We start from the raw sequence: 20,038 nt of genomic DNA, 5'->3' as shown, positions 1-20,038 counted from the left end.
GTGGTTCGGATCACGCCGGGCCGCCCCGGAGCCGCGAACGGCCCCCGTACGCCCTCCGCTCACTCCTCCGGCAGGTGGTCCAGGCGGCGCAGGATGACGCCCTCGCGCAGGGCCCAGGGGCAGATCTCCAGCTCCTCCACGCCGAGGAGGTCCATCGCGCCCTCCGCGACGAGGGCGCCCGCGAGGAGCTGGGCGGCGCGGCCCTCCGAGACGCCCGGCAGGGCCGCGCGCTCGACGACGGTCATCCCGGCGAGGCGCGGGACCCACTCCTCCAGGGACCTGCGGGTCAGGATCCGCTGGACGTGCAGGCCCTCGCCCGAGCCGGCCGCCCCCGCGATCCTGGCGAGCTGCTTGAAGGTCTTGGAGGTGGCGACGACGTGGTCGGGGCGGCCGAAGCGGCTGAACTCGCCGACCGTACGGGCGATCTGCGCGCGCACGTGGCGGCGCAGCGCCTTCACGTCGGCGCTGTCGGCCGGGTCGCCGGGCAGCCAGCCGGCGGTCAGCCGGCCCGCGCCGAGCGGCAGGGAGACGGCCGTGTCGGGGTCCTCGTCGATGCCGTACGCCACTTCGAGGGAACCGCCGCCGATGTCCAGGAGGAGCAGCTTGCCGGCGGACCAGCCGAACCAGCGGCGGGCGGCGAGGAAGGTCAGCCGGGCCTCCTCCTCGCCGGTGAGGACCTGGAGGTCGATGCCGGTCTCGTCCTTGACCCGGGCCAGGACGGCGTCGGCGTTGACGGCCTCGCGGACGGCGGAGGTCGCGAACGGCAGCACCTCCTCGCAGCCCTTGTCCTCGGCGGCGTGGAGCGCGTCCCGGACGGTCGCGACCAGCCGCTCGACGCCGTCGGGGGCGATCGCGCCCCGCGCGTCGAGGAGTTCGGCGAGGCGCAGCTCCGCCTTGTGGGAGTGGGCGGGCAGCGGGCGGGCGCCGGGGTGCGCGTCCACCACCAGGAGGTGCACCGTGTTCGAACCGACGTCGAGGACTCCGAGTCTCATGGGCGGAACGCTACTGCGCGCGCCGCATACGCTTGACAGCGTGCCAAAGACGAAAAAGGCGAAGCAGGACAAAGACAGTGCCCGCACGGCGGACGTGAGCGCCGCGAAGGCGGTCAGGGGCGCCGGGAAGCGGGGCAAGGACGTGGAGCCGGACGAGAAGGGCCTGGACTTCGCGCGCGCGTGGGTCGAGTTTCCCGATCCGGCCGACGAGGAGCAGGTCTTCCGCTGCGACCTGACCTGGCTGACCTCGCGCTGGACGTGCGTCTTCGGCAGCGGCTGCCAGGGCATCCAGGCGGGCCGGGCCGACGACGGCTGCTGCACGCTGGGCGCGCACTTCTCCGACGAGGACGACGAGAAGCGGGTCGCGGAGCACGTGGCCCGGCTCACGCCGGAGCTGTGGCAGTTCCACGACGTCGGTACGGAGACGGGCTGGACGCAGCTCGACGAGGACGGCGACCGGCAGACCCGCCGCTGGGAGGGCTCCTGCATCTTCCAGAACCGTCCCGGGTTCGCGGGCGGCATGGGCTGCTCGCTGCACATCCTGGCCCTGAAGGAGGGCCGGGAGCCGCTGGAGACCAAGCCGGACGTGTGCTGGCAGCTGCCGGTGCGCCGGACGTACGACTGGATCGACCGGCCCGACGACACCCGGGTGCTCCAGGTGTCGATCGGGGAGTACGACCGCAGGGGCTGGGGCCCGGGCGGCCACGACCTGCACTGGTGGTGCACCTCGGCCACCTCGGCGCACGGCGCGGGCGAGCCGGTCTACGTCACGTACCGGCCCGAGCTCACCGAGATGATGGGCGAGGAGGCGTACGGGGTGCTCGTCGGCCTGTGCGAGGCGCGGCTCGCCTCGCAGCTGCCGCTGGTGGCCCCGCATCCGGCGGACCCGCCGATCCGGTAGCTCAGGAGGACGGCGGAGGTTCCTCCGCCGACGGCGGCGGGGTCGTGCCCGGGTCCGTGGTCGGCGGGGGCTCCTCCGTGGTCGGCGGCGGGGTGGTCGGCTCCTCCGTCGTGGGCGGCGGGGTCGTGGGCGGTTCCTCCGTCGTCGGGGGCGGGGTGGTCGGCGGTTCGGTCGTCGGCGGCGGGGTCGTGGGCGGGGTGGTCGGCTCCGTCGTGACCGGCGGGGGCGGCGGCGTCGGCTTGGGCTCGCCCGGAACGTTCGGGGCGGGGTGGAAGACCTCCCCGGATCCGGTCCGGCCGGCCCCGGTGATGCGCACCACCGCGCCCGAGGGGTTCACCCCGATCCGGGCGCTCCACGCGCCCGCGGGCTCGCGCGCGTGGTCGACGCGGATCGCGATCGTGACCCGCTCGCCGGGGCGGAGGGTGCCGGAGGCGCGGCTCACGTACAGCCAGGGCGCGTCCGTCCACAGTTCCCAGGCGACGGGCGCGTCCCCGGCGGCGGTGAGCGTCAGGAGGGTCAGGTCGCCCTGGCCGCGCGCGGTGACCGTGACCCAGCCGGGGGCCGGCTCGCCGGGCCCGGACGGCGTCCCGGAGCCGGTGGGGCCGCCGGGGCTGACCACCTCGACGGAGACGTCGGGGGAGCGGCTGCCCCGGGTGAAGCGGGGCTCGGGGGTGGCGCGGGCGTTGCCCGCGTTCTCGTACCGGTCGTACGGGCGGCCGTCCGGGCCCGTCTTGTCGTCGGTCTCGCGGGCGCTGACCCGGCCCCCGTCGTGCGCGGTCGTCTCGGTGGTGCCCCGGTAGGAGGTCCACAGGGCGAGGACGGGGGCGGCGACCACGGCCGCAACGACGGTGGTGGTCACCGCGCGGGCCCGCATCCGGTCGCGGCGGGCCGTGTGGTCCTTCGGGTCCACGGGGAAGCCGGTGGGCGCGAAGCGCGGGGCGCCGGCACGCGCGCGGGGCACGTGCAGCATCGCCATGTACGCGGCGGCCCGGGGCGCCTCGACCAGCGGCAGCCGGTCCGGGGGCAGGGACCCGGCGCCGGGCCAGGGGCCGCCCGCGCCCACCCGCTCGGCGGCCCGGCGGCAGCGGGGGCAGTCGTCCACGTGCCGGACGAGTTCGGCGCGCAGGGTCGCCGAGAGGAGCAGCTGCCGGTCGCCGGTGAGCCGGGCGACGGTGGGGCAGCTGCCGGTCTCGACGACGGCGAGGGCGGCGCGGGTGCGCTCGACCTCGCAGCCGGCGGTGGCCAGGAGCTCGCGGGCGGCGAGCGGGTCGAGGGAGAGGACGGCGGCGACCTGGCGGTGGCTGAGGCCGTGCCGGACGGCGAGCTCCAGGGCCTCGCGCTGCTCGGGCGTGGTGCCGGCCGCCTCGGGCCAGGCGAGGAGGGCCAGTTCGGCGCGGTGCCGCTCGGCGGTCTCGGCGGAGACCCGGGGCGGCTCGGGCGGGGTGACGGCGGGGCGGCCGGTGTGGGCGCCCTGGCGCTTGCGGCGCTGCTCGCCGAGGCTCCGCAGACAGGCCCAGCGGGCGAGGGCGTACAGCCAGGCGGTGCGGCCGTCCTCGTCGGAGGGGCAGCGCCCGTGGTGGCGCTCGGCCACGGCGAGGACGTCGCCGAGGACGGCGGTGGCCGTGTCGTGGTCGCAGAGCACGGAGAGGCAGTACGTGAAGAGGCCGTCGAGGGCGGCCTCGTAGCGGGCGGGGGGCCGGCGGCCGAGCGTGCGCGGTCCCTGGTCCGTGGTGCGGTGCGCCCGGTGTGCGCCGGTGGTGCGTGCGGGGGTTTCCAGCCTGCTGCTCGTCACTGGGCGACCGTAGGCAAGAGCGGAGGCACTCTTCGTACCGGTCGCGCACTTCTCATCCCTACGGGTGAAGCTATCCCTCGAAAGAGGACGGGAACCGGGTGTTCCGTGGACGGGCGTGCGGGGTCCGGGGCCGCCGGGGGCCGGGCCGGGGCCCGTTGTCGGTGGCGGCGGCTACGGTGGGGCGCATGGCTGCCCGTACGAAATCCGCCAAGGAGCGACCGTCCTACCGCTGCACCGAGTGCGGCTGGCAGACGGCCAAGTGGCTCGGCCGCTGTCCCGAGTGCCAGGCCTGGGGGACGGTGGAGGAGTACGGCGCGCCCGCCGTCCGGACGACCGCCGCGGGCCGGGTCTCCACCGCGGCCCTGCCCATCGGCCAGGTGGACGGCCGGCAGGCGACGGCCCGTTCGACCGGGGTCGACGAGCTGGACCGGGTCCTCGGCGGGGGGCTCGTGCCGGGCGCCGTGGTGCTGCTCGCGGGCGAGCCGGGCGTCGGCAAGTCGACGCTGCTGCTCGACGTGGCGGCGAAGGCGGCGAGCGACGAGCACCGCACGCTGTACGTCACGGGCGAGGAGTCCGCGAGCCAGGTCCGGCTGCGGGCCGACCGGATCCACGCGCTCAGCGACCACCTGTACCTGGCGGCCGAGACCGATCTGTCGGCGGTCCTCGGGCACCTCGACGCGGTGAAGCCGTCGCTGCTGGTCCTGGACTCGGTGCAGACGGTCGCCTCGCCCGAGATCGACGGCGCGCCCGGCGGCATGGCGCAGGTCCGCGAGGTCGCGGGCGCGCTGATCCGGGCCTCCAAGGAGCGCGGGATGTCCACGCTCCTGGTCGGCCACGTCACCAAGGACGGGGCCATCGCGGGTCCCCGGCTCCTGGAGCACCTGGTCGACGTCGTCCTGAGCTTCGAGGGCGACCGGCACGCGCGGCTGCGGCTGGTCCGGGGCGTGAAGAACCGGTACGGGGCGACCGACGAGGTCGGCTGCTTCGAGCTGCACGACGAGGGGATCACGGGTCTCGCCGACCCGTCCGGGCTCTTCCTGACCCGGCGCGACGTGGCCGTGCCGGGCACCTGTCTGACGGTCACCCTGGAGGGCCGCCGGCCGCTGGTCGCGGAGGTGCAGGCGCTGACCGTGGACTCGCAGATCCCGTCGCCGCGCCGGACGACCTCCGGTCTGGAGACCTCCCGGGTGTCGATGATGCTGGCGGTCCTGGAGCAGCGCGGCCGGATCAGCGCGCTGGGCAAGCGGGACATCTACAGCGCGACCGTGGGCGGCGTGAAGCTCTCCGAGCCGGCCGCCGACCTGGCGATCGCGCTCGCCCTCGCCTCGGCCGCGAGCGACACCCCGCTGCCGAAGAACCTGGTGGCGATCGGGGAGGTCGGGCTCGCGGGCGAGGTCCGCCGGGTCACGGGCGTGCAGCGGCGCCTCGCGGAGGCCCACCGGCTCGGCTTCACCCACGCCCTGGTCCCGACGGACCCGGGCAAGGTGCCGCCGGGCATGAAGGTGACGGAGGTCGCGGACATGGGCGACGCGCTGCGGGTCCTCCCCCGCAGCCGCCGCGCGAAGGCGCCGGAGGGTGCGGAGAAGTAGGAGGCGGGGGCCTCCCCTGGGGCGCGGGGCCTCCGGGCCTCGGGGCTCCGGTGGGGCGGCGGGCCTCGGGGCCGCGGGGGCTCGCGCCCGGGCCCCTGGGCCGGAGGGCGTGCCCCCAGGGCCGGTGGCGGTGGCGGTGGCCGAAGCCGCGCCCGGGGTCCGTGGGGTGCCGGAGGCGTTTCACGGGTCCTCGGTGGTGGGCGTTCCGGGCGGCGGACGAGGGCCTTCCGGGAGGGTGGCGGTGGGTTCCGGAGGCCTGGTGAGGGGGGTTTCGGGGGGCCGGAGGGTTGGGTCCGGGCCGGGGTGGGGACGCCTTTCGCACCGCCCGCGTGCGGTCGGGGGCGGAGGGCGGCGGGGCGGTGTCGCTAGACTTTGCCCTGGTCTCGCCCATCCGTACGAGCCGGAGGAGTGCAGTGGCAGCCAAGGACGGGGCAGCAGCTCCTGGGAAGTCCGGCGCGGGCTCCGGCAGTGACGCGCTGATGCGCGCCGCCCTGAGCGCGGTCGCGCCGGGCACCGCCCTGCGCGACGGCCTGGAGCGGATCCTCCGGGGAAACACCGGCGGGCTCATCGTGCTCGGCCTGGACAAAGCGGTCGATTCGATGTGCACCGGCGGCTTCGTGCTGGACGTCGAGTTCACCGCCACCCGCCTGCGCGAGCTGTGCAAGCTCGACGGCGCGCTCGTCCTCGACAAGGACATCACCAAGATCCACCGGGCGGGCGTGCAGCTGGTCCCGGACGCCTCCATCCCCACCGAGGAGACCGGCACCCGCCACCGCACCGCGGACCGGGTCTCCAAGCAGTGCAACTTCCCGGTCGTCTCCGTCTCGCAGTCGATGCGCCTGATCGCGCTGTACGTGCACGGCGAGCGCCGGGTCCTGGAGGAGTCGGCCGCGATCCTGTCCCGCGCCAACCAGGCGCTCGCGACCCTGGAGCGGTACAAGCTCCGGCTCGACGAGGTGGCGGGCACGCTCTCCGCCCTGGAGATCGAGGACCTGGTCACCGTCCGGGACGTCACCGCCGTCGCGCAGCGCCTGGAGATGGTCCGCCGGATCGCCACCGAGATCGCCGAGTACGTGGTCGAGCTCGGCACCGACGGGCGGCTGCTCTCGCTCCAGCTCGACGAGTTGATCGCGGGCGTGGAGCCGGAGCGCGAGCTGGTCGTCCGGGACTACGTGCCGGAGCCGACGGCGAAGCGCTCGCGGACGGTCGCGGAGGCGCTCACCGAGCTGGACGCGCTCACCCACACCGAGCTGCTCGAACTCCCCGTCGTGGCAAGGGCGCTCGGCTACAGCGGCTCGCCCGAGACCCTCGACTCGGCCGTCTCGCCGCGCGGCTACCGGCTCCTCGCGAAGGTGCCGCGGCTGCCCGGCGCGATCATCGAGCGGCTCGTGGAGCACTTCGGCGGGCTCCAGAAGCTCCTCGCGGCCAGCGTCGACGACCTCCAGGCCGTCGACGGGGTCGGCGAGGCCCGCGCCCGCAGCGTCCGCGAGGGCCTGTCCCGGCTCGCGGAGTCCTCGATCCTGGAGCGGTACGTCTGAGGACGTGCGGAGACCGGTTCAGTCCTTGGCGAGCGTGAACGAGGCCGGGAGGATCTTCACGCCCGGCATCGCGGCCTCCACCAGGTAGGTGCCGGGGCCGGCCCTGCCCGCCGGGGCCGTGGCGCACTGCGGGGCGCTGCGCCCGCGGTCCCACTCCACGGCGTGGGTGACGGTCGCCCCCGCGGGGAGGCGCAGCAGGATCGGGGTGCCGGGGCGCGGGCAGTGCGCGGAGGACCAGACCTCGTCGTCCTTGGCGTCGCTGATCGTCAGGACCGCGTTGCGGGGGCCGAAGTCGGCCTTGCAGGCGGTGGCCGAGGTGTTCTTCGCGACGAGCTGGAAGCGGGGCTTCTCCCCCGTCTCGTACGTGACCTTGACGGACTTCAGCGTCAACTGGAGGGATCCGGCGGGGCAGTTGGGGAGCGGTGAGCCGGCCGGGAGCTGCTGGCCCGCACCGGTGCCCGCGCCGCCGTCGCCCCCGGCGCCGTCACCGTCGCCGTTCTTGTCGGGGTCACCGGCTCCGGCCGGGCCCGCGGAGTCCGCGCCCCCGGAGCCCGCACCGGCGTCCGCTCCCGCGTCCGTACCGCCGGATCCCGAACCTCCGGAGCCCGAGCCGCCGTTGGCGCCGGGGGTCTCGTCCGTCTCGTCCGACTCGTCGCGTCCGCCGGGCTGTTGGCTGATCGCGGGGCCCGACCCGGAGGGTCCGGGCGTGATCGAGGGCGGGGTGGGCGACGAGCCGTTGGCCGAGTCGTTCGGCTTCTTCCCGCCCCCGCCGCCGGACGTCACGGCCCACACGGTGAGCAGGGCGAGGAGTGCCACCAGGCACAGCGCCACCGCCCTCCGTCGCCAGTAGATGGTGGAGGGAAGCGGCCCGACCGGATTGCGCAAAGATCCCACGAGCCGAACCTTACGAGAGATCCGGCCCAACTCCCGCCCCACCCGCCGCCCGAGACCTCAAGTTTTGCCGATGATCACATCCGTCTTTCCGGGAACTTTTTCCGGGTCCGCGAGTGAAAACGGGGCCAACCGGAGCGAATCGGCTCCCGCTGCTTTCGCCGGGGGCCGTTCCGGCCGACGGCCCGGGACGAGGCGCTCCGGATTCCGGTTAGCGTCGTTCCCCATGGACACCCTCCTCGACCTCTCCGACCGTCTGTATCTCGACGTCGCCGACCTCGCCCACGCCACGCCGCACTGGTTCCAGCTGCTCGCCGAGGTCTGGACCGAGGCCGGACTGCTGCTCTTCGGCGTGCTCTTCCTGGCCGGCTGGTGGCGCACCCGCGACGGTTCGAGCCGGGCGATGGCGCTCGCGCTGCTCGCCCCGCTCGCCACCGCCTTCGGCTACGTGGTGAGCGAGTCGCTGAAGTCGCTGATCGACGAGGAACGTCCGTGCCGCGCGGTCGCCGGAGCGCCCGTCTCGCTCGTCACCTGCCCGCCGTACGGGGACTGGTCCTTCCCCAGCAACCACTCGGCCATCGCGGGCGCCGCCGCGCTCGCGCTCGCCCTGTCCTGGCGCGGGATGGGCCGGTTCACGGTGCCGATGGCGGTGCTCATGGCCGCCTCCCGGGTCTTCGTGGGTGTCCACTACCCGCACGACGTGACCGCCGGCCTGCTCCTCGGCGGTCTGGTCGCCTTCCTGGTGATGCGGTTCGCGGAGCGGCCGGTGCGGTCCCTGGTGGAGACGGCCCGGTCCAGCCGGAACCCGCTGGTGCTGTGGTGCGCGGGCGAGGGGCCCGGCGCGCCCGCTCCAGCCGCCCCCGCTCCCTCCCTGTTCGACCCCGCCTCCCCGCAGGGCGGCTCCCCCGCCCACGGGAACCAGGATCCCGCGTACGGGGCCCCCGCCCCCTCGTACGGGTCGACCCCTTCGTACGACCCCGCCGGCCCGTACGGGACCACGCCTCCGTCCCCGTACGACGCCTCCGCCCCGTACGACCCCTCCGGCCCGTACGGGACCGCCCCCGCGCACGACCCCGCCGCCCCTTACGGCTCCCCCGACCCGTACGGGTCCGCCTCCCCGTACGGGTCCCCTTCCCCGTACGGGTCGGCCCCCGCCTACGGGACCCCGGACCCCTCGTACGGGAACCCGGATCCCTCGTACGGGACCCCCGACCCCGCCCACGGGAACCCCGACCCCTCGTACGGGAACCCGGCCCCCTCCTACGAGAACCCGGCCTCCCCGCCCCCCGGGCCGCGGGGGAGCTCTCCGTACGACGCGCGCTGAAACGCCCCGGAGTCGTGTCAGGATCGGAGGTGCCATGACTTCCATCGACACGCCCTCCGCCGCCGGGATCCCCGGGGTCCCCGCCGTCCCCGCCGAGCTGCACCGGCCCGTCCTCGCCTGGTTCGACCAGCACGCCCGCGACCTGCCCTGGCGCCGCCCCGAAGCCGGCGCCTGGGGGGTCATGGTGAGCGAGTTCATGCTCCAGCAGACCCCGGTCGTCCGGGTCCTGCCGGTGTACGAGCAGTGGCTCGCGCGCTGGCCCCGCCCGGCCGACCTGGCCGCCGAGGCCCCCGGCGAGGCGGTCCGCGCCTGGGGCCGGCTCGGCTACCCGCGCCGGGCGCTGCGGCTGCACGCGGCGGCCACGGCCATAACGGAGCGGCACGGCGGGGAGGTGCCCGGCGACCACGGGCAGCTCCTCGCGCTGCCCGGCATCGGGGAGTACACGGCCGCCGCGGTGGCCTCCTTCGCCTACGGGCAGCGGCACGCCGTCCTGGACACCAACGTGCGCCGGGTCTTCGCGCGGGCGGCGACCGGCATCCAGTACCCGCCGAACGCGACCACGGCCGCCGAGCGGCGGCTCGCCCGCGCCCTGCTGCCGGAGGACGAGACGACGGCCGCCCGCTGGGCCGCCGCCTCCATGGAGCTGGGCGCCCTGGTGTGCACGGCGAAGAACGAGGACTGCGGGCGCTGCCCGATCTCCGGGCGGTGCGCCTGGCGGCTCGCGGGGAAGCCCCCGCACGACGGCCCGCCGCGGCGCGGCCAGACGTACGCCGGAACCGACCGGCAGGTCCGGGGGCGGCTCCTCGCCGTGCTGCGGGACTCGGCGGACCCGGTGGCGCGCGAGGCCCTGGACGCGGTCTGGGACGAGCCGGTGCAGCGGGCCCGGGCGCTCGACGGCCTGGTCGCGGACGGTCTCGTCGAACCGCTGGACGGCGGCCTCTACCGGCTGCCGCTCTCCTGAGGTCCGTCCTCCGAAACCCCTCCCTCCCCCGCTGTTACACAACCGATGGGTAGCCGTGCGTCCACCGACGGCTGCCCCGCACAGCCCCGTGACAACCGCTCCGTAGCGTCGTCCGCGACACGAGGGAACAAGCAGGTCACGGGGATGGAGGCGGTTCGGATGAGGCACGGTGAGGTGCTCGACTTCGAGGAGTACGTACGCACGCGGCAGGACGCCCTGCTGCGCAGCGCGCGCCGTCTCGTGGCCGACCCCGTCGACGCCCAGGACCTCCTCCAGACGGCCCTGGCCCGTACGTACGGCCGCTGGGACGGCATCGCGGACAAGTCCCTGGCCGACGCCTATCTGCGCCGGGTCATGATCAACACCCGGACCGAGTGGTGGCGCTCCCGCAAGCTCGAGGAGGTGCCGACCGAGCAGCTGCCCGACGCGAGCGTGGCCGACGCGACCGAGCAGCACGCCGACCGGGCCCTCCTGATGGACGTCCTGAAGGTGCTCGCGCCGAAGCAGCGCAGCGTCGTCGTCCTGCGCCACTGGGAACAGATGAGCACGGAGGAGACGGCGGCGGCGCTCGGCATGTCGACCGGTACGGTGAAGTCCACGCTCCACCGCGCGCTCGCCCGGCTCCGGCAGGAGCTGGAGAGCCGCGACCTCGACGCCCGCGCCCTGGGGCGGACCGGGGAGCGGACGACCGTACGAGGCGACGAAGGGGGCCGGGAGCGGTGCGCGGCATAGACGACGGGCCCGACGGCGGAAGACACGACGGACCCTTCGGCGGCGGCTCCGGCGGCGGCCCGGACGGCACCCCTTCCGGCGGGCCCTTCGACGGCTCCTCCGGCGGCTTCGGCACCCCCTCCGGCGGTGGCGACCGGCTCGCGGCCGGGCGTCGCCGCCCCCGGCGTACCGTCCGGGCGACGGCCGGGCTCGTCGCCGTCGGCCTCTCCCTGGCCTCCTGCTCCACCGGCGGCACGGGCTCGCGCGACGAGGGCGCGGCCCGTACCGACGGGATCGCCGCCGCCGCGCCCACCCCCTCCCCCTCGGCCTCCACCGGCCCCCAGTCGGCGGAGCGGGTGGACCCGATCGAGCTCCTCAAGGGCGATCCGAAGCTCGGCGAGCGGTTCAAGGCCGACCTGAAGCCGTGCGCCGCGGACTCGTACCCGGTGGACGCCTCCTACGGCAACCTCACCGACGCGGCCGCCCCCGACGTCGTCGTCAACGTGATGACCTGCGGCGACGGCATCGGCATCGGCACGTACGTGTACCGCGACCGGAGCGGCGGCTACGAGAACGTCTTCACGGCCGAGGACGCGGCGGTGTACGCCACGATCGACCGGGGCGACCTGATCGTCACCAAGCAGGTGTACGCGAAGGGCGACCCGGTCGCGTACCCCTCGGGCGAGGACGTGATCACCTACCGCTGGACGGGCAGCCGGTTCACCCAGCACGACTGGGTCCACAACGACTACAGCCGGTCGGTCGGCGAGGGCGAGGGCCTGGAGCCCGCGCCCAGCGAGCCCCCGGCGGGCTGAGCCGCCCCCGAAGAGACTCCGCACCCGAAGAGACCCGGACAGCGCACGACCCCGGAGGAATCCCACGATGGCCGAAACCCATGTCCTGTTCGTCGAGGACGACGACGTCATCCGTGAGGCCACCCAGCTCGCCCTGGAGCGGGACGGCTTCCGGGTCACGGCCATGCCCGACGGCCTCTCCGGCCTGGACTCCTTCCGGGCGCGGCGGCCGGACATCGCCCTGCTCGACGTGATGCTGCCGGGCATGGACGGCGTCAGCCTCTGCCGCCGCATCCGCGACGAGTCGACGGTCCCGGTGATCATGCTGTCGGCGCGCGCCGACTCCATCGACGTCGTCCTCGGCCTGGAGGCCGGGGCGGACGACTACGTCACCAAGCCCTTCGACGGCTCGGTCCTCATGGCCCGCATCCGGGCCGTGCTGCGCCGCTTCGGGCACGCCGGGGGCGGCGAGGGCGGGGACGAGCGGGGGGACGGCGGGCTGCTCGTCTTCGGCGACCTGGAGGTCGACACCGAGGGCATGGAGGTCAGGAGGGGCGGGGCGCCGGTGGCGCTGACCCCGACCGAGATGCGGCTGCTCCTGGAGTTCTCGTCCGCGCCGGGCACCGTGCTGTCCCGGGACAAGCTCCTGGAGCGGGTCTGGGACTACGGCTGGGGCGGCGACACCCGGGTCGTGGACGTCCACGTGCAGCGGCTGCGGGCCAAGATCGGCCAGGACAGGATCGAGACCGTCCGCGGCTTCGGCTACAAGCTCAGGGGCCAGGGCGGGTGAGACCCTTCCCCCTGCGCACCGGGGTCCGCTGGAAGATCGCCGTCGCCATCGCGGCGGTCGGCGCCCTCATCGCGGTCACCCTGAGCGTGGTCGTGCACAACGCCGCCCGCATCTCGATGCTGGACAACGCGCGCGACGTGCAGATGGAGCGGCTGCTCTTCGCGCAGCGGCTGTACGAGACGTCGAAGCCGAAGGAGCCCCGCTTCGGCACCAAGATCAACGATCCGGCGCTGCCGCACCAGCTCGACCGGCTGATGCGGGACCGGCGGCGCGGCACGTTCGTGCAGGAGCACCGGGACGGCGGCCCGCCCGACGTGTGGGCGGCCGTGCCGCTCGCCAACGGCGACGTGCTCTCGCTGCACATCCCCTTCGCCGACCGCAGCGCGAAGATCATGGGCGATCTGGACCGGGCGCTCGTCATCGGCTCGGTCTCGGTGGTCTTCGGCGGGTGCGCGCTCGGCGTGTTCATCGGCGGCCGGCTCTCGCGGCGGCTGCGGAAGGCGGCCGTGGCGGCCGGCCGGGTCGCCCAGGGCAACACCGACGTGCGGGTGCGGGAGGCCGTCGGCGGGGTCGTACGGGACGAGACCGACGACCTGGCGTGGGCGGTGGACGCCCTGACCGACGCCCTGAACGAGCGGATCGAGGCCGAGCGGCGGGTCACCGCGGACATCGCGCACGAGCTGCGGACCCCCGTCACGGGGCTGCTCACGGCGGCCGAGCTGCTGCCGCCGGGGCGGCCGACGGAGCTGGTGCGGGACCGGGCGCAGGCGATGCGGACGCTGGTCGAGGACGTCCTGGAGGTGGCCCGGCTGGACAGCGCGTCGGAGCGGGCCGAGCTCCAGGAGATCGCGCTCGGGGAGTTCGTGGAGCGGCGGGTGCGGGCCCTGGACCCCGAGGTGGTCGTCAGGGTCGTCCACGACTCCTGGGTGAACACCGATCCGCGCCGGCTCGAACGGGTCCTGGGCAATCTGCTCGCCAACGCGGCCAAGCACGGGAAGCCGCCGGTGGAGGTGACGGTCGAGGGCCGGGTGGTGCGCGTCCGCGACCACGGTCCGGGTTTCCCGGAGACCCTCCTCAGGGAGGGCCCGAGCCGGTTCCGTACGGGGTCGAGCGACCGCGCGGGCCAGGGCCACGGCCTGGGCCTGACGATCGCGTCCGGCCAGGCCCGGGTCCTGGGCGCCCGGCTGACCTTCCGGAACGTGGCGTCCGAGGGGGCGCCGAACGGGGTGGGCGGGGCCATCGCGGTCCTGTGGCTCCCGGACCACGCGCCGACGACCACGGGCAGCTTCCCGGTCCTGCGGCTGCCGGAGCAGTAGGACCGTCGGGTACGGCGACGGGGCCGGACCCTCGGTGGAGGGCCGGCCCCGTCGTCGTGCTCCCGCGCGTCAGACCTTCTCGGACACCTTCGCCGCACCGCCGTCGGCGGGCTCCTCCGCGGCGGCCGGGCCGGCGCCGCGGAGCGTCACCTCCTTGACGAAGAAGGCGAGGACGAAGGCGAGGACGGCGACCCCGGCGGCGAGCAGGAAGGCGCCGTGGGTGCCGGAGGCGACCGCGTGCTGGTAGGCCTCGCGGAGCTGGGCCGGGAGCTTGGCGAGGCTCGCCGCGTCGAGCTGGGCGGTCCGCGCCGTCAGGTCGGACCCGCCCCGGGCGGCCATCTCGTCCTGGACGCGGGAGGTGAAGAGCGCGCCCATGATCGCGACGCCGAAGGAGGAGCCGAGCGTCCGGAAGAGGGTGGTGGAGGAGGAGGCGACGCCCATGTCCTTCATCTCCACGCTGTTCTGGGCGACCAGCATGGTGATCTGCATGAGGAAGCCCATGCCGGCGCCGAGGACGGCCATCCAGACCCCGGAGACCAGGCGGGAGGTGCCGGTGTCCATGGTGGAGAGCAGGAAGAGGCCGGCCGTCATGAGGGCGCCGCCCGCGATGGGGAAGGCCTTGTACCTGCCGGTGCTGGTGGTGATCCGGCCCGCTACCAGCGAGACGATCATCATCGAGAGCAGCATCGGCAGGAGGAGGAGTCCGGAGTTGGTCGCGGAGGCGCCCTGGACGGACTGCTGGAAGAGCGGCAGGTAGAGGACCGCGCCGAACATCACGAAGCCGGCGACGAAGCCGATCAGGGACATCAGGGTGAAGTTGCGGCTGCGGAAGATGTGCAGCGGGACGATCGGGTCGCTCGCCCGGGTCTCCACCCACAGGAAGGCGAGGAGCGCGGCGACGCCGCCGACCGCGAGGCCGACGATGGTGGCCGAGCCCCAGGCGTACTCCGTGCCGCCCCAGGTGGTGACCAGGACGATGGCGGTGATGCCGACGGTCAGGAGCGCGGCGCCGGCGAAGTCGATCCGGGTGTCCTTGTTCCGCGGCTTCTTCGGCAGGTGCAGGACGGTGGTGACCATGGCGAGGGCGACGGCGCCGAGCGGCAGGTTGATGTAGAAGGACCAGCGCCAGCCCCAGTGGTCGGTGATGGTGCCGCCGACGAGGGGGCCGCCGATCATGGCGAGGGCCATCACGCCGGCCATCATGCCCTGGTAGCGGCCGCGCTCGCGGGGCGGGATGAGGTCGCCGATGATCGCCATCACGCCGACCATGAGGCCGCCGGCGCCGAGGCCCTGGACCGCGCGGAAGCCGATGAGCTGGCCCATGTCCTGGGCCATGCCGCTGAGCGCCGAGCCGATCAGGAAGATCACGATCGAGGTGAGGAAGACGCCCTTGCGGCCGAACATGTCGCCGAACTTGCCCCAGAGCGGGGTGGAGGCGGCGGTGGCCAGGGTGTAGGCGGTGACGACCCAGGAGAGGTGCTCCAGGCCGCCGAGCTCGCCGACGATCGTCGGCATCGCGGTGCCGATGATCATGTTGTCCAGCATCGCGAGGAGCATCGCGATCATGAGGGCGAGCAGGACGACGCGGACGCTGCGTGCCGGCGCGGCCTCTCCCTCTGCTGTTTGAACGGTGTGTTGCGACGCCATGCCTTTTCCTTACTTGCCGCCCGGCTAGTTACTACACTGGGGACGGTAGGCCCGTAACTAGCCGGTCGTCAAGTAAGTTCTTTGGAAAGTGGAGGGCACCCCATGGCCCGAGGCAACACCCGTCAGCGCATCCAGGACGTGGCCCTCGAACTCTTCGCGGAGCAGGGCTACGAGAAGACCTCCCTGCGCGAGATCGCGGAACGCCTCGACGTGACCAAGGCGGCGCTCTACTACCACTTCAAGACCAAGGAGGACATCCTGGTCGGGATCTTCGAGGACCTGACCAGGCCCATGGACGAGCTGATCGCCTGGGCCGGGGAGCAGCCCCGCACGGTCGAGACCAAGCGCGAGGTCGTGCGCCGCTACCAGGTGGCGCTGCGCGCGGCGGCCCCGCTCTACCGCTTCATGCAGGAGAACCAGGCCACCGTGCGCGAGCTGAGCGTCGGGCTCACCTTCAAGGAGCGCATGATCGAGCTGACCGGTCTGCTGTACGACGACGACTTCCCCGTCAAGGAGAAGGTCCGCTGCATCAGCGCGGTCTTCACGCTCCACGCGGGCACGTTCTTCATGCAGAACGTCGAGGGCGACCCCGAGGACAAGCACGAAGCGGTCCTCGAGGTCGCCCTCGATCTCATCGACGAGGCCCACCGGGCCTCATAGGTTCACGACGGTCCGGCGGATCAGATGCCGACGCCGTGGGCGCGCAGGAAGGCGGCCGGGTTGACGGCGGAGCCGTAGTTCGGGGTGGTGCGGATCTCGAAGTGCAGGTGGGGGCCGGAGGAGTTGCCGGTGTTGCCCGAGAGGGCGATGCGCTGACCGGCGCCGACCTTCTGGCCGATCTTGACCTGGATCTTCGACAGGTGGGCGTACTGCGAGTACTTGCCGTTGGCGTGCTTGACCACGATGGCGTTGCCGTACGCGGGGCCGTCGCCGCCGCCGTACGGGCCGGCCTTCACGACGGTGCCGGCGCCGGCGGCCTTGACCGGGGTGCCGACCGGGACGGCGAAGTCCTGGCCGGAGTGCTTGTGGGCCCACATGGCGCCGCCCTGGTTGAAGCTGGCGCTGAGGGTGTAGGAGGCGACCGGCTTCACCCAGGCCGGAGCCTTCTTGGCGGTGACGGCCTTCTTGGTGGCGGTCGCCTTCACGGCGGTCGCCTTGACGGTGACGTTCTTCGCGGCGGCGGCCTTCACCTGGGCGGCGAGGTGCGCCTGGGTCTCGGCCTGGGCGGCGACGGCGGCGGACGCGGTCGCGGCGGTCGGGACGACGGCCTTGCCCTCGGCGGCGAAGGCGGACCCTGCTCCGGCCACCAGCGACGCTCCCAGGCCGGCAGTGGCGAGAGCGACGGCGGCGGCACGGGTGGCGGGGTTCATAACGCGCTTCGACATACGGGGGAAAACCTCCGGGGAGTACGGGACCCGACGCGCTTTCGGTGCGGCGCCGGGCTTGCTCATCCTTGGTAACCCGGACCCCCAGCCATCCCAAAACACCCCATCTACGACATAGCGTCGTAGCGATCACCGGGGAAGTTCGGGTCTTGACCACCGGGCGCAGGGGCTGCGAAATCGGACATAACCACCCAAGAAAACCGGTTTAACCGCACGTCTCGGCGTCCCGAACCGGCCAGGAGGCCGCTCCGGGCCCGGGCCGGGACCCTCGGGGACCTCCGACCCACCACTTCGTACCCGTACGTCCGAAATAAACACCAATGTTCACCACTATTCCGGTTAGTACCCCTCGAAACCCCTGTGCGCCTTGTCACCAGGGGGGCGTTCCGGATGGGATCTGGGTCACGCGAAAAGCCCTTCCGGATGGGACCTGGGTCACGTGACGGGGGCCACGGAAAGGGGTTCCGGGCCTTTTGAAAAGGCCGGGAAAGCGGCCCGGGTCACACCCAAAGGGCCGGGAAAGCGGCCCGGGTCACACCTCGGACGCCCCGCCGGCCCCTTCCCGGCCTTTCCGGGCCCTCCCCGATCCCCCTCCGGCCCCCTTCCGGCCCCCTCCCCACTACGCTGACCGCTTCGGGGAGACACAGGGGGTCACCAATGGAACCGGCACTCATCGGCACGCGCCTCGCCTCGGCCGCGATCGGCCCGCTCCTGAAGAAGCTCCTGGCGAGCGAGGGCCCCGGGGCGGGCCTCGTCCGCAAGGACGCCGAGGTCCGGCTCTCCGGCCTGGTCTCCTTCCGGGGCGAGAAGCGCACCCTCACCGAGAAGGACGTCCGCAAGCTGGCCGCCACCCTGGTGGAACGCTCCTGGCAGGGAGCCGGGGAGCCGCCGTTCCCCGCCGACGAGACCGGGGCCGTCACCGACGCCCTCGCCGCGAACCTGCTGGCCCTCGGCGACCTCGACATGGACGACGTCCAGGCCGTGCGCCTCGGCCACCGCGACCTCGCCCGCCGGCTGCGGGCCGCCGCCCCGGCCCCCGACGGCCTCTCCACCGACTCGGCCCTCTACCTGGAGACCATGACCGAGTGGGCCTGCCTCCACATCCTGGAGTTCTTCACCCGGCGCTCCACCTTCATCGCCCGCAGCCTGGTCGAGCAGACCCGCGCCCAGGCCGAGCTCCTCGCCCGGGTCGACGCCGTCCTCACCCGCGTCCCGGCGCCCGAGAGCGAGGACGCGGCCTTCGAGCGCCGCTATCTGGCCCACCTCGCGAAGAAGCACGGCCGCCTGACGATCTACGGCGTCGACCTGCACCACTCACCGGACGAGTGGCCGCTGGACATGGCGTACCTGTCCCTGGAGGCGACGGGCGGGGAGGGCGCCCACGAGACCTCCGGCCGGCAGCGGGAACAGGCCTCCGTCCGCGCCGACCTCGCCCTCGCCCGCCACGAGAAGGTCCTCCTGCGCGGCCTCGCGGGCTCCGGCAAGACCACACTCGTCCAGTGGCTGACGGTCTCGGCGGCGGCGACCGAGGACCGGCCGGAGGGCATGGCCTACCTCCGGGGCCGCGTCCCCTTCGTCCTGCCCCTGCGCGCCCTCACCCGCCACGGCGAGCGGCTGCCCTCCCCCGACCGCTTCCTGTCCGCCGCCGGCTGCCCGCTCACCCCGCCCGACGGCTGGACCGACCGGGTCCTCGCGGCCGGGCGGGGGCTGGTCCTGGTCGACGGCATCGACGAGATCCCCGAGGCCGAGCGCGGCCGGGCCCGGGACTGGCTGCGCGACCTCCTCGGCGCGTACGAGGGCAACCGCTGGCTCGTCACCTCGCGCCCCACCGCCGTACGGGACGACTGGCTGGCCCCGGACGGCTTCGCCGAGCTGACCCTCGCGCCGATGGCCCGCGCGGAGGTCGCCACCTTCGTACGCCGCTGGCACCGGGCCGCCGGGCCGGACGCGGCCGTGTACGAGCGGCCGCTCCTGGACTCCCTGCGGACCGCCGAGCACGTGGCCCAGCTCGCCACCAACCCCCTGATGTGCGGTCTGATCTGCGCCCTCCACCGCGACCGGCGCGGCTTCCTGCCCCGGGGCCGCAAGGCGCTCTACGAGGCGGCGCTGTCCATGCTCCTGTCCCGGCGCGACCGGGAGCGGGACATGGGCGCCCCGACCGGGCTCGTCCTCGACGAGGCCCCGCAGATCCAGCTGATCCAGCGCCTGGCGTACTGGCTGACGCTGAACGGGCGCACGCAGATGGACCGCGATCGGGCCTCGTCGATCGTCACCGGTGCCGTCCCGGCGGTCATGGAGGCCTCGGCGTATCCCCCGGACCGGGTCTTCACCCACCTCCTCCACCGCAGCGGCCTCCTGCGCGAGCCCACCGCCGACACCGTCGAGTTCGTCCACCGCACCTTCCAGGACCATCTCGCCGCGAAGGCCCTCGTGGACCACTGGGACATCGGCGTCCTCGTCCACCACGCCGCCGACGACCAGTGGGAGGACGTCATCCGCATGGCGGTGGGCCACGCCCGGCCGCGCGAGTGCGCGGAGATCCTGGGAGAGCTGCTGAAGGCCGCGGACGCGACGGAGGACCGCCGGATCCGCCTGCGGCTCACCCTGCTGGCGGCGACGGCCCTGGACCACGCGACGGAGCTGTCCCCGGACCTCCGGGAGGAGGTGCTGCGGAGGACGGGGGAGGTGATCCCGCCGCGCACGCCCGAGGAGGCCCGGCAGCTGGCGGAGGTCGGTCCGCTGGTCCTCGGACTGCTGGGCGCGCCGGAGGACCTGACCGACGGGGAGGCGCGTACCTCGGTGATCACCGCGACCCGCGTCACGACCGACGCGGCGCTCCCCTACCTCGCCCGCTTCGCGCGTCACCGGTCGCTCGACGTCCGCTCGCAGCTCATCTGGGCGTGGTCCCGCTTCGACACCGAGCGGTACGCCGAGGAGGTCGTCTCCCAGCTGATCCCTGACCAGCTGTTCTACACCGTGACGAACGACAGGCAGGCCGGCGCCCTGGCCGCGCTCGGCCTCCGGCCCGAGCGCCTGGACGTCCGCTACAACGTCACGGAGCGCGGCGTGGAGCTGTTGCGCCCGCTGCTCCCCCACGTCCGGTACCTCGACCTCTGCCAGAGCGGGGCGACCGTGCTCGAACACATCGCCGGCCTCGGCCTGCCTGACGTGAGGGACGTGAGCGTACGGGTCGCGTCCGACCGACCGCCCTTCGAAACGCTCGCCCGCGCCTTCCCCCGGCTCCAGACGCTCCACCTCTTCGGAGACGACCTGCCCCCTGCGTACGACCGCTCCGTGCTGGAGTGCTTCGGGGAACTGCACACCGTCAACGTCTACCGCGCACGGAGCAGCTGGGCCCTCCCGGGGCGGTGAACGCAAAAGGGGCGGCCCCGGAACCGTTCGGGTTC

15 protein-coding genes and 1 pseudogene are annotated in these 20,038 nt (G+C 74.0%); 11 read left to right on the top strand and 5 right to left on the bottom strand.

Annotated elements, in window-relative coordinates; genetic code table 11:
* Window positions 1-59 precede the first annotated feature (59 nt).
* Entirely contained in the window at window positions 60-992 is a 933-nt protein-coding gene (locus ACIQVI_RS25395) for a Ppx/GppA phosphatase family protein (RefSeq protein ID WP_351970434.1), read from the bottom strand.
* Between the two features lie 40 nt (window positions 993-1,032).
* Between ACIQVI_RS25395 and ACIQVI_RS25390 the strand changes: the two genes are divergently transcribed.
* The gene (locus ACIQVI_RS25390) at window positions 1,033-1,893 is read left to right on the top strand and encodes a hypothetical protein (protein ID WP_351970435.1); all 861 of its coding nucleotides are present in this window, start codon (window positions 1,033-1,035) and stop codon (window positions 1,891-1,893) included.
* A 1-nt stretch (window position 1,894) separates the two neighbouring features.
* Here ACIQVI_RS25390 and ACIQVI_RS25385 read toward each other — a convergent pair whose 3' ends face one another.
* Complete coding sequence (locus ACIQVI_RS25385; protein WP_351970436.1) at window positions 1,895-3,685, bottom strand: BACON domain-containing protein; 1,791 nt, start codon at window positions 3,683-3,685, stop codon at window positions 1,895-1,897.
* Between the two features lie 185 nt (window positions 3,686-3,870).
* Here ACIQVI_RS25385 and radA point away from each other — a divergent pair, with 185 nt between their 5' ends.
* Both radA and disA read left to right on the top strand, forming a co-directional pair.
* Window positions 3,871-5,274, top strand: a complete 1,404-nt coding sequence (gene radA / locus ACIQVI_RS25380; RefSeq protein WP_351970437.1) for a DNA repair protein RadA — start codon at window positions 3,871-3,873, stop codon at window positions 5,272-5,274.
* Window positions 5,275-5,687: 413 nt separating this feature from the next.
* Entirely contained in the window at window positions 5,688-6,812 is a 1,125-nt protein-coding gene (gene disA / locus ACIQVI_RS25375; protein WP_351970438.1) for a DNA integrity scanning diadenylate cyclase DisA, read from the top strand.
* An 18-nt stretch (window positions 6,813-6,830) separates the two neighbouring features.
* Here disA and ACIQVI_RS25370 read toward each other — a convergent pair whose 3' ends face one another.
* Window positions 6,831-7,706 carry a hypothetical protein gene (locus ACIQVI_RS25370; protein WP_403599724.1) on the bottom strand — a complete coding sequence of 292 codons (876 nt, stop codon included), beginning with the start codon at window positions 7,704-7,706 and terminating at the stop codon, window positions 6,831-6,833.
* 223 nt (window positions 7,707-7,929) lie between these two features.
* Between ACIQVI_RS25370 and ACIQVI_RS25365 the strand changes: the two are divergent.
* From ACIQVI_RS25365 to cseC, 6 genes and pseudogenes are all read left to right on the top strand, one after another.
* Window positions 7,930-8,562: pseudogene (locus tag ACIQVI_RS25365) on the top strand (phosphatase PAP2 family protein); the annotation flags it as partial.
* Between the two features lie 499 nt (window positions 8,563-9,061).
* Window positions 9,062-9,988 carry an A/G-specific adenine glycosylase gene (locus tag ACIQVI_RS25360; protein WP_403599721.1) on the top strand — a complete coding sequence of 309 codons (927 nt, stop codon included), beginning with the start codon at window positions 9,062-9,064 and terminating at the stop codon, window positions 9,986-9,988.
* Between the two features lie 159 nt (window positions 9,989-10,147).
* Complete coding sequence (locus ACIQVI_RS25355; RefSeq protein ID WP_030219524.1) at window positions 10,148-10,720, top strand: SigE family RNA polymerase sigma factor; 573 nt, start codon at window positions 10,148-10,150, stop codon at window positions 10,718-10,720.
* Entirely contained in the window at window positions 10,708-11,514 is an 807-nt protein-coding gene (locus ACIQVI_RS25350; protein ID WP_403599718.1) for a hypothetical protein, read from the top strand. The genes ACIQVI_RS25355 and ACIQVI_RS25350 overlap by 13 nt, the downstream gene beginning before the upstream one ends.
* A 67-nt stretch (window positions 11,515-11,581) precedes the next feature.
* Window positions 11,582-12,283, top strand: coding sequence for a two-component system response regulator CseB (cseB, locus tag ACIQVI_RS25345; RefSeq protein WP_351970442.1), 702 nt, complete (start codon window positions 11,582-11,584; stop codon window positions 12,281-12,283).
* The gene (gene cseC / locus ACIQVI_RS25340; protein WP_403599715.1) at window positions 12,280-13,599 is read left to right on the top strand and encodes a two-component system sensor histidine kinase CseC; all 1,320 of its coding nucleotides are present in this window, start codon (window positions 12,280-12,282) and stop codon (window positions 13,597-13,599) included. The genes cseB and cseC overlap by 4 nt, the downstream gene beginning before the upstream one ends.
* 69 nt (window positions 13,600-13,668) lie before the next feature.
* Here cseC and ACIQVI_RS25335 read toward each other — a convergent pair whose 3' ends face one another.
* On the bottom strand, window positions 13,669-15,246 hold the full coding sequence (locus tag ACIQVI_RS25335) for an MDR family MFS transporter (RefSeq protein WP_351970444.1): 1,578 nt from the start codon (window positions 15,244-15,246) through the stop codon (window positions 13,669-13,671).
* 102 nt (window positions 15,247-15,348) lie between these two features.
* Here ACIQVI_RS25335 and ACIQVI_RS25330 point away from each other — a divergent pair, with 102 nt between their 5' ends.
* On the top strand, window positions 15,349-15,906 hold the full coding sequence (locus ACIQVI_RS25330; protein ID WP_351970445.1) for a helix-turn-helix domain-containing protein: 558 nt from the start codon (window positions 15,349-15,351) through the stop codon (window positions 15,904-15,906).
* Between the two features lie 20 nt (window positions 15,907-15,926).
* On the opposite strand, the gene ACIQVI_RS25325 is transcribed toward ACIQVI_RS25330, so the two are convergent.
* Window positions 15,927-16,631, bottom strand: a complete 705-nt coding sequence (locus ACIQVI_RS25325; protein ID WP_403599712.1) for a M23 family metallopeptidase — start codon at window positions 16,629-16,631, stop codon at window positions 15,927-15,929.
* A gap of 657 nt (window positions 16,632-17,288) precedes the next feature.
* Here ACIQVI_RS25325 and ACIQVI_RS25320 point away from each other — a divergent pair.
* Window positions 17,289-20,003 (top strand): NACHT domain-containing protein, encoded by a 2,715-nt coding sequence (locus ACIQVI_RS25320; protein ID WP_403599709.1) that lies wholly within the window; start codon window positions 17,289-17,291, stop codon window positions 20,001-20,003.
* Window positions 20,004-20,038: the final 35 nt, after the last annotated feature.

This window comes from Streptomyces sp. NPDC098101 (assembly GCF_044760185.1).
Taxonomy (GTDB): domain Bacteria; phylum Actinomycetota; class Actinomycetes; order Streptomycetales; family Streptomycetaceae; genus Streptomyces.
Note: the sequence above shows the minus strand (reverse complement) of the source record. Positions and strands in the feature narration are given on the sequence as shown.

What these genes read in the sequence shown, in the direction of transcription:
- ACIQVI_RS25360 (WP_403599721.1), top strand. Translation starts at nt 9,062, where the DNA reads ATGACTTCCATCGACACGCCCTCCGCCGCCGGGATCCCCGGGGTCCCC.
- ACIQVI_RS25395 (WP_351970434.1), bottom strand. Translation starts at nt 992, where the DNA reads ATGAGACTCGGAGTCCTCGACGTCGGTTCGAACACGGTGCACCTCCTG.
- cseB (WP_351970442.1), top strand. Translation starts at nt 11,582, where the DNA reads ATGGCCGAAACCCATGTCCTGTTCGTCGAGGACGACGACGTCATCCGT.
- ACIQVI_RS25330 (WP_351970445.1), top strand. Translation starts at nt 15,349, where the DNA reads ATGGCCCGAGGCAACACCCGTCAGCGCATCCAGGACGTGGCCCTCGAA.
- ACIQVI_RS25335 (WP_351970444.1), bottom strand. Translation starts at nt 15,246, where the DNA reads ATGGCGTCGCAACACACCGTTCAAACAGCAGAGGGAGAGGCCGCGCCG.
- radA (WP_351970437.1), top strand. Translation starts at nt 3,871, where the DNA reads ATGGCTGCCCGTACGAAATCCGCCAAGGAGCGACCGTCCTACCGCTGC.
- ACIQVI_RS25325 (WP_403599712.1), bottom strand. Translation starts at nt 16,631, where the DNA reads ATGTCGAAGCGCGTTATGAACCCCGCCACCCGTGCCGCCGCCGTCGCT.
- ACIQVI_RS25355 (WP_030219524.1), top strand. Translation starts at nt 10,148, where the DNA reads ATGAGGCACGGTGAGGTGCTCGACTTCGAGGAGTACGTACGCACGCGG.
- ACIQVI_RS25320 (WP_403599709.1), top strand. Translation starts at nt 17,289, where the DNA reads ATGGAACCGGCACTCATCGGCACGCGCCTCGCCTCGGCCGCGATCGGC.